15 protein-coding genes and 1 tRNA gene are annotated in these 13,194 nt (G+C 74.1%); 5 read left to right on the top strand and 11 right to left on the bottom strand.

The genetic code is table 11. The features are described from left to right. Positions 1–64 precede the first annotated feature (64 nt). Positions 65–1,114: an LLM class F420-dependent oxidoreductase gene (locus tag ATL31_RS00475; RefSeq protein ID WP_101394042.1), complete on the bottom strand. Its 1,050-nt coding sequence runs from the start codon at positions 1,112–1,114 to the stop codon at positions 65–67. Between the two features lie 124 nt (positions 1,115–1,238). On the opposite strand from ATL31_RS00475, the gene ATL31_RS00470 reads away from it, so the two are divergent. Then, positions 1,239–2,183, top strand: a complete 945-nt coding sequence (locus ATL31_RS00470) for an aldo/keto reductase (RefSeq protein WP_055812548.1) — start codon at positions 1,239–1,241, stop codon at positions 2,181–2,183. Between the two features lie 42 nt (positions 2,184–2,225). On the opposite strand, the gene ATL31_RS16360 is transcribed toward ATL31_RS00470, so the two are convergent. Beyond that, entirely contained in the window at positions 2,226–2,591 is a 366-nt protein-coding gene (locus ATL31_RS16360; protein WP_158239759.1) for a hypothetical protein, read from the bottom strand. A gap of 37 nt (positions 2,592–2,628) precedes the next feature. Here ATL31_RS16360 and ATL31_RS00460 point away from each other — a divergent pair, with 37 nt between their 5' ends. Then, complete coding sequence (locus ATL31_RS00460) at positions 2,629–2,829, top strand: DUF5703 family protein (protein WP_342749447.1); 201 nt, start codon at positions 2,629–2,631, stop codon at positions 2,827–2,829. A gap of 9 nt (positions 2,830–2,838) precedes the next feature. On the opposite strand, the gene ATL31_RS00455 is transcribed toward ATL31_RS00460, so the two are convergent. After that, complete coding sequence (locus ATL31_RS00455; RefSeq protein WP_101394041.1) at positions 2,839–4,161, bottom strand: M20/M25/M40 family metallo-hydrolase; 1,323 nt, start codon at positions 4,159–4,161, stop codon at positions 2,839–2,841. A 133-nt stretch (positions 4,162–4,294) separates the two neighbouring features. Between ATL31_RS00455 and ATL31_RS00450 the strand changes: the two genes are divergently transcribed. After that, positions 4,295–4,379 (top strand) — tRNA-Leu (locus ATL31_RS00450). A 67-nt stretch (positions 4,380–4,446) separates the two neighbouring features. On the opposite strand, the gene ATL31_RS00445 is transcribed toward ATL31_RS00450, so the two are convergent. Next, positions 4,447–5,961: a serine/threonine-protein kinase gene (locus ATL31_RS00445; protein ID WP_101394040.1), complete on the bottom strand. Its 1,515-nt coding sequence runs from the start codon at positions 5,959–5,961 to the stop codon at positions 4,447–4,449. 80 nt (positions 5,962–6,041) lie between these two features. Between ATL31_RS00445 and ATL31_RS00440 the strand changes: the two genes are divergently transcribed. Beyond that, complete coding sequence (locus ATL31_RS00440; RefSeq protein WP_101394039.1) at positions 6,042–6,806, top strand: HipA family kinase; 765 nt, start codon at positions 6,042–6,044, stop codon at positions 6,804–6,806. Continuing rightward, positions 6,803–7,180, top strand: a complete 378-nt coding sequence (locus tag ATL31_RS00435) for a DUF3037 domain-containing protein (protein WP_101394038.1) — start codon at positions 6,803–6,805, stop codon at positions 7,178–7,180. The genes ATL31_RS00440 and ATL31_RS00435 overlap by 4 nt, the downstream gene beginning before the upstream one ends. Before the next feature lie 25 nt (positions 7,181–7,205). Here the strand turns inward: ATL31_RS00435 and ATL31_RS00430 are convergent, their stop codons facing one another. From ATL31_RS00430 to glgA, 7 genes are all read right to left on the bottom strand, one after another. Next, complete coding sequence (locus tag ATL31_RS00430) at positions 7,206–8,021, bottom strand: TrmH family RNA methyltransferase (RefSeq protein ID WP_101394037.1); 816 nt, start codon at positions 8,019–8,021, stop codon at positions 7,206–7,208. Further along, positions 8,018–8,794 carry a sulfite exporter TauE/SafE family protein gene (locus ATL31_RS00425; RefSeq protein ID WP_101394036.1) on the bottom strand — a complete coding sequence of 259 codons (777 nt, stop codon included), beginning with the start codon at positions 8,792–8,794 and terminating at the stop codon, positions 8,018–8,020. Before ATL31_RS00425 ends, ATL31_RS00430 begins: the two co-directional genes overlap by 4 nt. A 55-nt stretch (positions 8,795–8,849) precedes the next feature. Then, the gene (locus ATL31_RS00420) at positions 8,850–10,094 is read right to left on the bottom strand and encodes an SPFH domain-containing protein (protein WP_101394035.1); all 1,245 of its coding nucleotides are present in this window, start codon (positions 10,092–10,094) and stop codon (positions 8,850–8,852) included. A 40-nt stretch (positions 10,095–10,134) separates the two neighbouring features. After that, positions 10,135–10,602 carry an NfeD family protein gene (locus ATL31_RS00415; RefSeq protein WP_101394034.1) on the bottom strand — a complete coding sequence of 156 codons (468 nt, stop codon included), beginning with the start codon at positions 10,600–10,602 and terminating at the stop codon, positions 10,135–10,137. Positions 10,603–10,682: 80 nt separating this feature from the next. Further along, positions 10,683–11,465 carry an ABC transporter ATP-binding protein gene (locus ATL31_RS00410; protein WP_101394033.1) on the bottom strand — a complete coding sequence of 261 codons (783 nt, stop codon included), beginning with the start codon at positions 11,463–11,465 and terminating at the stop codon, positions 10,683–10,685. 48 nt (positions 11,466–11,513) lie between these two features. Next, positions 11,514–11,999 carry an XdhC family protein gene (locus ATL31_RS00405; RefSeq protein WP_101394032.1) on the bottom strand — a complete coding sequence of 162 codons (486 nt, stop codon included), beginning with the start codon at positions 11,997–11,999 and terminating at the stop codon, positions 11,514–11,516. Next, entirely contained in the window at positions 11,996–13,189 is a 1,194-nt protein-coding gene (glgA, locus tag ATL31_RS00400) for a glycogen synthase (protein ID WP_101394031.1), read from the bottom strand. The genes ATL31_RS00405 and glgA overlap by 4 nt, the downstream gene beginning before the upstream one ends. Positions 13,190–13,194: the final 5 nt, after the last annotated feature.

The raw sequence follows: 13,194 nt of genomic DNA, 5'->3' as shown, positions 1-13,194 counted from the left end.
GTGGTGGCGCGGCGCGCAGCCCCGCCACCCCGGCGTGTCCGTCAGGCGCCTCTCAGGGCACCCGTCAGCCGCTGACCGCCCGCGCCATCAGGCGCAGGATGTCGAGCCGCTCCTGCGTCGTCCGGGCGTAGGGCGCCACCGAGAGCGTGGTGACGCCGGCATCGGCGTAGCGCCCGACCCGCTCGGCGATGCGCTCCGGGGGCCCCAGCAGGGAGGTGGCGTCGGCCAGCTCCATCGGCACGGCGTCGGCGGCGTCGCGCGGCCGCCCCGCCAGGTAGAGGTCCTGGATGGTGTCGGCCGCCTCGTCGAAGCCCATCGAGCGCGCCAGCCGGTTGTAGAAGTTCTGCTCGCGGCTGCCCATCCCGCCGATGTAGAGAGCGGTGTAGGGCGCGACCGCGGCTCGGGCCGCCTCGAGGTCGTCGCTCACGACCACCGGCACCGACGCCACGACGTCGAAGCCCGCCATCGGGTCCTCGGGCGTGCCCTTGCCGGCGGCGGCGCGGGCGTCGCGCAGCAGCGAGAACTGCTCGGCCGAGTGCTCGGGCGAGACGAAGATGCCGAGCCAGCCGTCGGCGACCTCCCCGGCCAGGGCCAGGTTCCTGGGCCCGACCGCGGCGAGGTAGATCGGCAGGTCGGGGCGCGGCGGGTGGATCGTCAGCCGCAGGCTCTTGCCCGGCCCGTCGGGCAACGGCAGGGTGAAGTGGTCGCCGTCGTAGGCGACCGGCTGGCGGGCGAGGGCCATCCGCACGATGTCGACGTACTCGCGGGTGCGGGCCAGCGGCTGGGCGAACCGCACCCCGTGCCAGCCCTCGCTGACCTGCGGGCCGGAGACCCCGAGGCCGAGGAGGAAGCGGCCCTTCGAGAGGGTGTCGAGGGTCGCGGCGGTCATCGCGGTCATCGCCGGCGTGCGCGCCGGGATCTGCATCACGCCGGCGCCGAGCCCGATGTTCTGGGTCTGGGCCGCGAGCCACGACAGCACCGTGACGGTGTCGGAGCCGTACGCCTCCGCCACCCAGACCGAGGCGTACCCCAGCCGGTCGGCCTCCTGCACGAGGTCGAGGAGGTCCTCCCCCATGCCCATTCCCGCGTAGCCACCGGCCAGTCCTAGACGCATGACCGCAGGCTAGCGGTGGGCGGCCCCTGCGCCCCGCACCGGTGACGTGGGCCTCATCGCACCGGCGACCCGCCCCGTCCCGGCCTGCGCGCCCGGCCACCGGCCCGGCGATAGGGTCGGCGCCATGCAGACCCGCCGTCTCGGAGCCACCGGGCTCAGCGTCTCGCGTCTGGCGCTCGGGACGATGGCGTGGGGCACCCGGACCTCGCCCGAGGACGCGCGCGACCTGCTCACCACGTTCCGCGCCGCGGGCGGCACGCTGGTCGACACCGCGCACGGGTACGCCGGGGGGGCGGCCGAGGACCTGTTGGGCGACCTGCTCGACGGGCCCGACCGCGAGGAGGTCGTCCTCGTCACGAAGTCGGGCATCAGCCGGGCCGGCGGCGAGCGGGTGGTCGACTGCTCCCGCCGCACCCTGCTGCACCAGCTCGACCTGTCACTGCGGCGGCTGCGCACCGACCACGTCGACGTCTGGCTGGCCCACACCTGGGACCCGCAGACCCCGCTCGAGGAGACGGTGAGCGCCCTGGTGCACGCGTGGCGTACCGGGCGGGTCCGCTACGTCGGGGTGTCGAACCACATCGGATGGCAGGCCGCCCGCACCATGTCGCTCCTGGCTGCCGAGGGCGTGCCGCTGGCGGCCGACTCGGTCGAGTACAGCCTCGTCGAGCGCCGCCCCGAGCGCGAGCTCGTCGCCGCCGGCCAGGCCCTCGGCTTCGGTCTGCTCCCCTGGTCTCCGCTGGGGCGTGGGGTGCTCGGGGGGCGTTACCGCACCGGCGTGCCCGCCGACTCGCGGCTGGCGTCCGAGGAGTTCTCCCGCTTCACCGGCCGGCACGCCGGCGACCACACCCGCGGGGTCGTCGAGGCCGTGCGCACCGCGGCCGAGGGCCTCGGGGTTCCGCCGGCGGTCGTCGCCCTGGCGTGGGTCCGCGACCGTCCGGGCGTCACCGCGCCGGTCATCGGCCCGCGCACCCCGGGCCAGCTGGCCGTGCTGCTGCAGTCCGAGGACGTCGAGCTGCCCGACCAGATCGTCGACGCGCTCGACGAGGTCTCGGCCGACCACGCCTGAGCCCTTCCGACCGGCCCGTGGGGCTGGCTCGGAAGCGGCCGCTCAGCGGTCGGTGTCCTCGAAGTCGACCTCGTCGTCGTCCAGCCCGACGTAGGTGCGGGCGTCGTCGCCGTCCTCGTCGTCGTGGCCGTCGACCTCGTCGTCGGAGTCGTCGCCGTCCTCATCGTCGTCGTCCTCGTCGTCGTCCTCGTCGTCCGAGTCGTCGTCGGCCCCGTAGATGTCCAACGGCGTCATCTCGCCGTAGGCGTCGTACAGGGCACTGTCGTACTCCTCGAAGGCGTCGGCGAGGTCGTCGTAGGCGGCGATGACGCTCGGGTCGTCCTCACCACGTCGCGTACTGCTCACCTCGAGATGGCGCTCGAAGGCCGAGACGAGCTGCGCCAGAGCGGCACGCGGATCCGTGGTCATGTCCCGAACCGTACCGGTCCTGACGCAGAATGTGTCAGTGGCCGACTACGAGTACCTCGTCCTGAACTTCGGACGCGAGGTGCAGCGCTCCGACATCCGTCGCACCCTGACCGACCACGCCGAGTACGGGCACTGGGAGCTCGCCCGTACCCGGACGTACGTGGGCGGTCTGACCAAGACGTGGCTGCGGCGCCGCATCATCCGCGCACGACGCACCTACGCCACGTCCGGGGTGTAGCGGGCCGCGTCAGCAGGTCTCGAGCAGCCGGCCGAGCACCCGCGCGCCGAACCGCAGCGAGTCGGTGGGGACCCGCTCGTCGATGCCGTGGAACATGGGCGCGAAGTCGAGGTCGGCCGGCAGCCGCAGCGGCGCGAAGCCGTAGCCGGTGATGCCGAGCAGCGACAGCGCCTTGTTGTCGGTGCCGCCCGAGAGGCAGTACGGCAGCACCTCGGCGTCCGGGTCCTCGGTCCGCAGCGCCTCGACCATCCGGTCGACCAGGGCGCCCTCGAACGGCGCCGACAGCGCGATGTCCCGGTGCAGCACCGACACCTCGACGTGCTCGCCCGCCAGCTCCCGGATGGTGGCGATGAGGTCCTCCTCGTGGCCCGGCAGGAAGCGGCAGTCGACGTTGGCCGAGGCCTGCTGCGGGATGACGTTGTGCTTGTAGCCGCCGTCGAGCATCGTCACGTTGCTGGTGTCCTGGAGGGTGCCGCGCACGAAGCCCTGGGCGCCGCCGAGGTGCTGGAGGAGCTCCTCGAGGTCCTCGTCGGACCAGCCGGTGCCGGTGAGCTCCGAGAGGCCGTCGAGCAGGGTGCGCACCGACGGGATGTACTCGCGCGGCCACTTGTGCTCGGCGATGCGCGAGATCGCCTCGGCCAGGCGCACGATGGCGTTCTCGTCGTTGGGCACCGATCCGTGCCCCGCGCGCCCGTTGGCGGTCAGGCGCAGCCAGGCGATGCCCTTCTCGGCGGTCTGCAGCAGGTAGGTGCGCTTCTCGTCGCCGTGCCGGTCGGTGACGGTGACGCTGTAGCCGCCGACCTCGCTGATGGCCTCGGTGACCCCCTCGAAGACCTCGGGGTGGTTGTCGACCATGAAGTGCGAGCCCTGCACGCCGCCGGCCTCCTCGTCGGCGAAGAACACGACCACGAGGTCGCGCGGGGGCACGATGCCACGGCGGCCGATGTCGCGCACGCAGGCGAGCATCATCGCGTCCATGTCCTTCATGTCGACCGCACCGCGGCCCCACACGCAGCCGTCGCGCTCCACGCCACCGAACGGGTCGACGGACCAGTCCGCGGCGTTGGCGGGCACGACGTCGAGGTGTCCGTGCACGCAGAGCGCGCCCCGGTCGCGGTCGGCGCCGGGGATGCGCACGGCCACCGTGACCCGGCCGGGCTCGGCCTCGTAGGTCTGCGGCTCGAGGCCCACCTCGCGCAGCTGGGCGACGACGTACTCGGCGGCCGCGGCCTCCCCGGGCCCGCTGCCGTCGCCGTAGTTGCTGGTGTCGATGCGGATCAGCTCCTGGCAGATCCGCACGACCTCGTCCTCGGGGCGCAGTGTGTCGCTCATGTCTTCCACCGTAGACCGAGAGCTCGGCGCGATGGGCGGAGCGCCGGCTCGGACTGATTTCGGTCCGGTGCGGGGAGCGTGTAATGTTCCGGGTCGCAGGACGGCCTCCCCAAGGGCCGGCCCCGCACCACTCGTCCGGGTGGCGGAATTGGCAGACGCGCTAGCTTGAGGTGCTAGTGCCCGTATAGGGCATGGGGGTTCAAGTCCCCCCTCGGACACCGACACCAAGGCCCCGAACCAGCACGGTTCGGGGCCTTCGTCGTGCCCGGGGCCCGGCCCGTCGGCTCAGCCCTGGTAGGCGTCGACGGCGTCGCTCAGCGACTGCACGAGCGGGTCGAGCCGGGAGGCGGCGTCCTGGGGGATCTTCCCGTCCTGGACGGCCTTGGTGTAGTCCTGCACGAGCTTGTCGCGGGCGGTGCGCAGCGCGCCGGCGTCCCGGTCGCGCAGGGCCTTGTCGATGTCACGACCGGCGGCGTCGAAGGTCTTCTGCGCGTCCTTGTCGAGCGTGCCCTCCTGCTGCAGCGCGCGGACCTCGTCCAGCAGCGCGGCCCGGGCGTCGGTGACGGCCTGGCCGGGGTCGGCGGTCGCCGACGGCGTGGGCGTCGGGGTCGGTGTCGACGAGGGCGGCGGGGCCTGGGTCGTGGGTGCGGGGGCCGAGGACGTGGCGGGGGCGGAGCTCGACGGCGTCGAGGACGGAGTGGCGACCGGGGTCGCGGTGTCGCCGAAGAGCTTCCAGGCGAGCAGGCCCAGGGCCAGCAGCGCGACGAGCACCAGTACCCACAGCGGGCCGGACGAGCCGCGGCGTCGCTCGGGTGGGCGCCCCGGGCCGGCGGGCGGAGGCGTGGCGACCGGGGCGGGGACGTACGGGGGTGGCGCGCCGACGGCGAGGCGCTGGGTGGGCTCGGCGCCCGAGGCCTGCAGCACGGCGGTGGCACCGGCGCCGGCGGCCGCCGCGGCACCGGCGACCCCGCCGGGGGCGGTGCGGCTCTCGAGCGACTCGAGCACCCCGGCGGCGCCGGCGGGCCGGTCGTCGGGGTCCTTGGCGAGCAACGAGGTGACCAGGGCGGCCAGCCACGCGGGGGTGTCGGGGCGCAGGGTGCGCACGTCGGGCACCGGGTCGTGGGCGTGCTGCATCATCGTGGCCACGGGGGTGGCGCCGCGGAAGGGCGGCTCCCCCGTGAGCAGCGCGAACAGGACGCAGCCGAGGGCGTAGAGGTCGGCCCGCCCGTCGACCCGGCCGCCGGTGGCCTGCTCGGGCGCGAGGTACTCGGCCGTGCCCATCACGGTGTGGGTGGCGGTGAGGGCCTGCTCGGCGCCGGCCTCGCCGAGCTGGGTGATGCCGAAGTCGACCACCCGGACGCGCCCGTCGGCGGCCGCCACGATGTTGCCGGGCTTGATGTCGCGGTGCACGAGGCCGCGGGCGTGGGCGGCGTCGAGGGCGCTGGCCACCTGGCGGCCGACCTCGACGACGTCCTCGACCGGCAACGGGCCCTCCTGCAGCCGGTCGGCCAGGCTGGGGCCCGGTAGCAGCTCCATCACGAGGTAGGCGGTGTCGCCCTCGACGCCGGTGTCGTGCACGGTGACCACGTTGGGATGGCTCAGCGCGGCGGTCACCCGGGCTTCGCGCTCGAAGCGGGCGGCGGCCGACTCGTCGGTGACGCGGCCGAGGTCGATCGTCTTCACCGCGACCTGCCGGCCCAGCACGGTGTCGGTGGCGCGCCAGACCTCGCCCATCCCACCCCGTCCGATGGGGGCGTCGAGGACGTAGCGGTCGGCCAGGCGTCGCTGATCGCTGCTCATCCGGCCCAGCCTAACGAGGGCGGGCGACCCCGGCCGAAACGCGGGAGGGCCGCGAGCTGCCGGCTGGCTACTGTGGAGGCGTGCTCGAGACCGTGACCGCCCAGCGCTACGTCTGCCCCCTGCGGGAGGGCGGGTCGCTGCCCGGGCTGGTCGAGGCCGACGACCTCGGCACCTACGTCGTGAAGTTCACCGGGGCCGGCCAGGGGCGCAAGGTGCTGGTCGCCGAGGTGCTGGTGGGCGAGATCGCCCGGCACCTCGGCATCCCCACCCCGCGCCTGGCCGTCGTCGACCTGCCGACCGCCATCGCGCGGTACGAGGCCGACGAGGAGGTCCAGGACCTGCTGACGGCGAGCCCGGGCCACAACCTCGGCGTCGACTTCCTGCCCGGGGCCTTCGGCTACGACGGCTCGCGGCCGCCCTCGGCCCAGGACGCCGGCGCCATCCTCTGGCTCGACGCCTACACCGCCAACGTCGACCGCACCTGGGCCAACCCGAACCTGCTGGTCTGGCACGGTCGCACCTGGGCCATCGACCACGGGGCCGCGCTCTGGTTCCACCACTCGTGGCCGAGTCGGCCGCCGGACGTCGGGCGCTTCGTGCAGCAGCCGTTCGACGGCAGCAAGCACGTGCTGGCCGGGGTGGCCGAGCCCCTGGCCGCCACGCACGGGCGCCTGGCCGGTCTCCTCACCGACGACGTGCTGCGCGCCGTCGTCGCCGAGGTCCCCGACCAGTGGCTCGAGACCACGCACGCACTGCCCGACCTCGACGCGGTCCGCAGCGCCTACCTCGAGCACCTCGGCCAGCGGCTCGCCCGGCCCGACGCGTGGTTGGGCGGTGCGGCATGAGCCGGCCCTACCAGTACGTCGTCCTGCGCTTCGTCCCCCGCGTCGACCGGGGCGAGTGCCTCAACGTCGGCGTCGTGCTGCACTCGCAGGCGGCCAACGTGCTGCTGTGCGCCTGGCACGTCGACGACGACCGGGTGGCCGCCTTCGCCCCCGACACCGACCTCGCCGCGCTGCGGGCTGCCCTCGAGGCGGTGGCCGACGTGTGCCACGCGCCGCCGGAGGGGGTCGACGCGGCCCTCACCACCCAGGGCAAGCGCTTCGGCTGGCTCAGCGCCCCGCGCTCGACGGTGCTCCAGCCGGGGCCGGTGCACGGCGGCGCGGTCGACGACCCCGAGGCCGAGGTCCACCGACTGCTCGAGCGCCTGGTGCGCTGACCTGTAGGTCGCCCCAGGTACGACGTCAGCCGGGCACGCGCAGGGCCCAGGCGGCCACCGCCCCGGCCGCGGCCACGTTCAGCGAGTCGACCCCACCCAGCATCGGGATGCGGACCGTGATGTCGACGGTCGCCAGCGTGCGCCGCGACAGGCCGTCACCCTCGGTGCCCAGCACCAGGGCGAGGCGCTCCGGCGGGTCGGCCGCGAGCTCGTCGAGACCCACCGAGTCGTCCTCGAGCGCGAGGGCCGCGGTCGTGAAGCCCAGCGCCCGCAGCGCGTCCACTCCCCCGGGCCACGGGTCGATGCGCGTCCAGGGGACCTGGAACACCGTGCCCATCGAGACCCGCACCGAGCGCCGGTACAGCGGGTCGGCGCAGCGGGGCGTGACCAGCACGGCGTCGATGCCGAGCGCGGCCGCCGACCGGAAGACGGCTCCGACGTTGGTGTGGTCGACGACGTCCTCGAGGACGAGCACCCGCCGAGCCCCGTCGAGCACCTCCTCGAGCGGCGGCAGCGGCGGCCGGTGCATCGCCGCCAGCGCCCCCCGGTGCAGGTGGAACCCGGTGAGCGCCTCGATGACGTCGTGCTCCCCCACGAAGACCGGTACCCCGTCGCGCTCGGCGTCGGCCACCACGTCGGCGAGGTCGGTGAGCCAGCGCTGCGCCATCAGGTACGACCGCGGGCGGTGCCCGGCGGCCAGCGCCCGGCGGATGACCTTCTCGGACTCCGCGACGTACAGCCCGCCCTCGGGCTCGAACCGCCGCCGCAGCGCGACGTCCGTGAGCGAGACGTAGTCGGCCAGCCGGGGGTCGGCGGCGTCGGTGACGCGCACGACGCTCACGGGAAGAACACCAGCTTGACGACCGCGACCACACCCACCACCACGATGATCCCCCGCAGCACCGGCGACGGCAGCCGCCGCCCGACGGTGGCGCCCACCACGCCCCCGATGGTCGACCCGACGGCGATGAGCACCACCACCAGCCAGTCGATCCGGTCGGGCGCCACCACGACGAACACGACCGCCGCCACCGCGTTGACCACCGCGGCCAGCACGTTCTTCAGCCCGTTGAGGCGCTGCAGCGGCCGCCCCGACAGCGCGCCGAGCACCCCCATCAGGATGATCCCCTGGGCCGCCCCGAAGTAGCCGCCGTACACCCCGGCGCCGAACACCCCGCCCTGCATGAGGCGCCGGTCGGTGGACTCCGAGCGCGCCCGCCCCTCCTCGCGCCGCCGGGCGGTGTGGGCGTTGATGCGCGGGCCCAGCACGACCAGTGCGATCCCGAGCAGGATCAGCACCGGCACGATGGCGCGGAACAGGTCGGGGTCGAGGACCAGCAGCAGCACCGCCCCCAGCACCGCGCCGAGCAGCGACATCGGCACGTAGCGGCGCAGCTCGGGGCCCATCCCCTGCAGCTCGCGCCGGTAGCCGATCGAGCCGGTGATGCTGCCGGACACCAGGCCGATGTTGTTCGAGACGTTCGCCGTGACGGGCGGGACGCCGAGGAGCAGCAGCGTGGGGAAGGTGATCAGGGTGCCGGAGCCGACGATGGTGTTGATGGTGCCGGCCCCGATGCCGGCGAGGACGACGAGGAGCGCTTCACCGACGGACACCCGGACACCCTAGTTCGGGTGCCCGGGCGTCCGGTGTCGTGGTGTCGAGGGGTGGTCAGGGCTCCTGACGCACCCCGGAGCCGTAGCCCGAGGGGGCCGGGCCGCCGGAGCCCCCCGTGCCACCGCCGGGAGCCGGCGGCGCCGCCGGGTCGGCCGGCGGTGCACCGGCGGGCGGCGCGGTGGCCGGAGGCGCCGGAGCGGCGGGCGGTGCCTGCCGCGGCGGCACGGTGTCGGGGCCGGGCGTGATGGGCGGCTGCACCCGGGAGGCCGGCTGGGCGTGCTCCTCGGCCTCCTTGCTCGACTGCGCGGCCGAGCCACGGGCGGCGGCCAGGGCCGCGGCCGGGTCCTCGAGGGTGGTCTCCTCGAAGGCGTTCGAGATGGCCTGCTCGGGCTCGACCCACCCGTCGTCCTCGTCGGGCCCGGGCTTGGTGGCGCCCAGGGCGCCCCCGATGCCGCGCAGCGCGTCGGTGAGCTCGCTCGGGATGATCCACATCTTGTTGGAGTCACCGCGGGCGATCTGCGGCAGCACCTGGAGGTACTGGTAGGCCAGCAGCTTCTGGGTGGGCTTGCCGCGGTGGATGGCGTCGAAGACCTGCTGGATGGCGCGGGCCTGGCCCTGCGCCTCGAGGATGCGGGCCTGGGCCGAGCCCTCGGCGCGCAGGATCTGGCTCTGCTTCTCGCCCTCGGCGGTGAGGATCTGGCTGGCCTTGGAGCCCTCGGCGGTCAGGATGATGGCGCGCCGCTCGCGCTCGGCCTTCATCTGCTTCTCCATCGACTCCTGGATGGAGGCCGGCGGGTCGATGGCCTTGAGCTCGACGCGGTTGACGCGGATGCCCCACTTGCCGGTCGCCTCGTCGAGGACCCCGCGCAGCTGGCCGTTGATCTGGTCGCGGCTGGTCAGGGTCTGCTCGAGGTCGAGCGAGCCGATGACGTTGCGCAGGGTGGTGACGGTGAGCTGCTCGATGCCGGCGATGAAGTTGGCGATCTCGTAGACCGCCGACTTGGGGTCGATGACCTGGTAGTAGATGACGGTGTCGATCGACACGACGAGGTTGTCGCTGGTGATCACCGGCTGCGGCGGGAACGAGACGACCTGCTCGCGCTGGTCGATGTTGGCCCGCACGATGTCGACGAACGGGACCAGGAAGTGCAGGCCGCCCTCGAGGGTGCGCGAGTAGCGGCCGAGCCGCTCGATGATGAGGGCCGTCTGCTGCGGCACGACGCGCACCGTGCGCACGAGCACGATGATCGCGAAGAGCGCGAGCAGCAGGATGACGATGAGCGGACCGATTCCGTCCATGGTGGTGCCTCTTTCGTGGGCGCCCCGGTGGGGACGCGGGTCAGGGGGTGGGGGTGGTCGTGGGGGCCGGCGCGACGATCGCGGTGGCGCCGTGGATGGCGATGACGCGCACCTGGTCACCGGGCTCGACCGGGACGCCGCCCTCGGCCAGCCGGGCCGACCAGGTCTCGCCGGCGAGCTTGACCCGGCCGTCGGTGTCGGTGACGGCCTGGAGCACCCAGGCCTCGCGCCCGACGAGGCCGGCGGCCCCGATGCGGTGCTCGACCTCCGAGTCGGTGAACTTGCGCTTGAGCATCGGGCGCACGACGAGCAGGAGGACCGTGGCGCCGATCACGGCCACCACGACCTGGAAGAAGAACGGTGCGCCGAGGGCGGCCGCGACGGTGGCGCACAGCGCGCCGCCCGCGAACATCAGGAACACGAAGTCGACGGTGGCGGCCTCGATGGCCGCCAGCACGAGCGTGACACCCAGCCAGCCCAGCCAGGCGTTGTCGGTCAGCCACTCCATCGGTCGGCCCTTCCTGTCGGTCTGCCCCCACGGGGGTCAGGGCTGTGACGCACGCGCCCGTCCCCCGGTTCCTGCGGCCCTCAGCGGGCCCGGGCGGCGAAGCGGTCGCCGCGGGCCTCGAGCTCGAGCGGCATCCCGAAGGTGCGCTCGAGGTTCTCGGCCGTCAGCGTGATCTCGATGGGCCCCTGCGCGACGACCCGCCCCTCGCGCAGCAGCAGCACGTCGGTGAAGTGCGGCGGGATCTCCTCGACGTGGTGGGTGACGAGCACCAGGGCCGGAGCGGCGAGGTCGGCGGCCAGCACCCCGAGCCGGCGCACCAGGTCCTCGCGGCCGCCGAGGTCGAGCCCCGCGGCGGGCTCGTCGAGCAGCATCAGCTCGGGGTCGGTCATCAGCGCGCGGGCGATCTGGACCCGCTTGCGCTCGCCCTCCGAGAGGGTGCCGTAGCTGCGGTCGGCCAAGTGGCTGGCCCCGAGCGCCTCGAGCAGCTCGGCCGCCCGCGCCTCGTCCATCCGGTCGTACTCCTCGCGCCAGCGCCCGACGACGCCGTAGGAGGCGGTGACGACGACGTCGCGCACGCGCTCACGCGGGGGGATGCGCTCGGCCAGCGACGCGCTGGACAGCCCGATGCGCGGCCGGAGCTCGAAGACGTCGACCGCGCCGAGCACCTCGCCGAGGACCCCTGCGACGCCGGTGGTGGGGTGGATGCGCGCCGACGCGAGCTGGAGCAGGGTGGTCTTGCCGGCTCCGTTGGGGCCCAGGACGACCCAGCGCTGCCCCTCCTCGACCTCCCACGACACATCGTCGAGGATGGTGGTGTCGCCGCGCACGACGCTGACGCCTGCCAGGGCCAGCACGTCGCTCATGGCCCTGACCCTAGTTGACCCCGAGGGGCCGCGTCCGGCGGCGCGCCCTCAGGAGGCCCGCATCGGGGTCCCGGGGCGGCCGTGGGCGTCGGCGACGACCTCCGCCATGACGGACAGCGCGATCTCGCCGGCGGAGCCGCCGCCGATGGAGAGGCCGGCGGGCACGTGCAGCCGGGTGAGGGTCGCGTCGTCGAGGCCCTCGCCGCGCAGCTGCTCGAGCAGCCCGGCGGAGCGGTGCCGGCTCGCCATCATCGCGACGTAGCGGACCCCCGTGCCGAGCGCGCCCCGCAGGGCGTCGACGGCGCCGTCGCCGTCGTGGTTGCAGACGACCAGGGCGTCGACGTGCCCGAGCCGACCCGCGGTCTCGGCGTCGGGGGCCTCGTCGAGGACGGTGACCTCCCAGCCCGTCGCGGCCGCGATGGCCGTGAGCGAGCGCGCGATGTGGTTGTCGAAGACGACGACCAGGTGGCCGAGCGGGCCGGCGACGGGCTCGGCCCCGCTGCCGCGCACCGGGTCATGACGGGTGTCGCTCATCGGCCGAGCACGTCGCGGTAGACCTCCATGGTGCGGTCGCCGATGGTGTCCCAGGAGAAGGACTCGACGGCCCGCTGCCGCCCGGCGCGGCCGAAGCGCGCGGCCCGGTCGAGGTCGGAGACGGCCTCGTTCATCGCGGCGGCCAGGTCCGCGACGAAGCGGTCCTCGTCGACGGGGATGCCGGTGCCGTCCTGGACCTGCTCGATGGGCACCAGCCACCCGGTCTCGCCGTCGACGACCACCTCGGGGATCCCCCCGGTGGCGGTGGCGACGACGGGCAGCTCGCAGGCCATGGCCTCGAGGTTGACGATGCCGAGCGGCTCGTAGACCGACGGGCAGAGGAACACCGAGGCACTGCTGAGGACGGCGACGACCTGGTCGCGCGGCAGCATCTCGGAGATCCACACCACGCCGTCGCGCTGCTGCCGCAGGCCCTCGACGAGGCTCTCGACCTCGGCCTTGATCTCGGGGGTGTCGGGCGCACCGGCCAGCAGGACGAGCTGGACCTCCGGCGGCAGCTCGGCCGCGGCCCGCAGCAGGTAGGGCAGGCCCTTCTGGCGGGTGATCCGGCCGACGAAGACCGCACTCGGGCGGCCCTCGTCGATGCCGAGGCGGCGCAGGACGTCGGGGTCCTCGTGCTTCTGCCACAGGGCGGAGTCGATGCCGTTGTGCACGACGCGGACCCGCGCGGGGTCGACCGCGGGGTAGCTGCGCAGGATGTCCTCGCGCATCCCGGCGCTGACGGCGATGACGGCCGCGGCGCTCTCGTAGGCGGTGCGCTCGACCCAGGACGAGAGACGGTAGCCGCCGCCCAGCTGCTCGGCCTTCCACGGCCGCATCGGCTCGAGGCTGTGGGCCGACAGCACGTGCGGGACGCCCTCGAGCAGGCTCGCGACGTGGCCGGCGAAGTTCGCGTACCAGGTGTGCGAGTGCACGAGGTCGGCCCCGGCGCAGGCGGCGGCCATCGTGAGGTCGACGCCCAGGGTGGTGAGCGCGGCGTTGGCACCGTCGAGCTCGGGCAGGTCGGGGTGGCTGGTGGTGCCGTCCTCGTCACGCGGGCCGCCGAACGCGTGGACCCGCACGTCGCTGTCACCTCGGGCCCGCAGGGCCCGGGTCAGCTCGGCGACGTGGACCCCCGCACCGCCGTAGATCGAGGGTGGGTACTCCTTGGTCAGGATGTCGATACGCACAGTTT

Origin of the sequence: Phycicoccus duodecadis, from assembly GCF_002846495.1 — a bacterium.
GTDB classification, from domain to species: domain Bacteria; phylum Actinomycetota; class Actinomycetes; order Actinomycetales; family Dermatophilaceae; genus Phycicoccus; species Phycicoccus duodecadis.
The sequence above is the reverse complement of the archived record's forward strand: the minus strand, read 5'-3'. Positions and strand labels throughout refer to the sequence as shown.

Coding starts and splice junctions, on each gene's coding strand:
- ATL31_RS00435 (WP_101394038.1), top strand. CDS start 6,803: ATGAGCCGGCCCTACCAGTACGTCGTCCTGCGCTTCGTCCCCCGCGTC.
- ATL31_RS00410 (WP_101394033.1), bottom strand. CDS start 11,465: ATGAGCGACGTGCTGGCCCTGGCAGGCGTCAGCGTCGTGCGCGGCGAC.
- ATL31_RS00405 (WP_101394032.1), bottom strand. CDS start 11,999: ATGAGCGACACCCGTCATGACCCGGTGCGCGGCAGCGGGGCCGAGCCC.
- ATL31_RS16360 (WP_158239759.1), bottom strand. CDS start 2,591: ATGACCACGGATCCGCGTGCCGCTCTGGCGCAGCTCGTCTCGGCCTTC.
- ATL31_RS00455 (WP_101394041.1), bottom strand. CDS start 4,161: ATGAGCGACACACTGCGCCCCGAGGACGAGGTCGTGCGGATCTGCCAG.
- ATL31_RS00420 (WP_101394035.1), bottom strand. CDS start 10,094: ATGGACGGAATCGGTCCGCTCATCGTCATCCTGCTGCTCGCGCTCTTC.
- ATL31_RS00470 (WP_055812548.1), top strand. CDS start 1,239: ATGCAGACCCGCCGTCTCGGAGCCACCGGGCTCAGCGTCTCGCGTCTG.
- ATL31_RS00445 (WP_101394040.1), bottom strand. CDS start 5,961: ATGAGCAGCGATCAGCGACGCCTGGCCGACCGCTACGTCCTCGACGCC.
- ATL31_RS00475 (WP_101394042.1), bottom strand. CDS start 1,114: ATGCGTCTAGGACTGGCCGGTGGCTACGCGGGAATGGGCATGGGGGAG.
- ATL31_RS00415 (WP_101394034.1), bottom strand. CDS start 10,602: ATGGAGTGGCTGACCGACAACGCCTGGCTGGGCTGGCTGGGTGTCACG.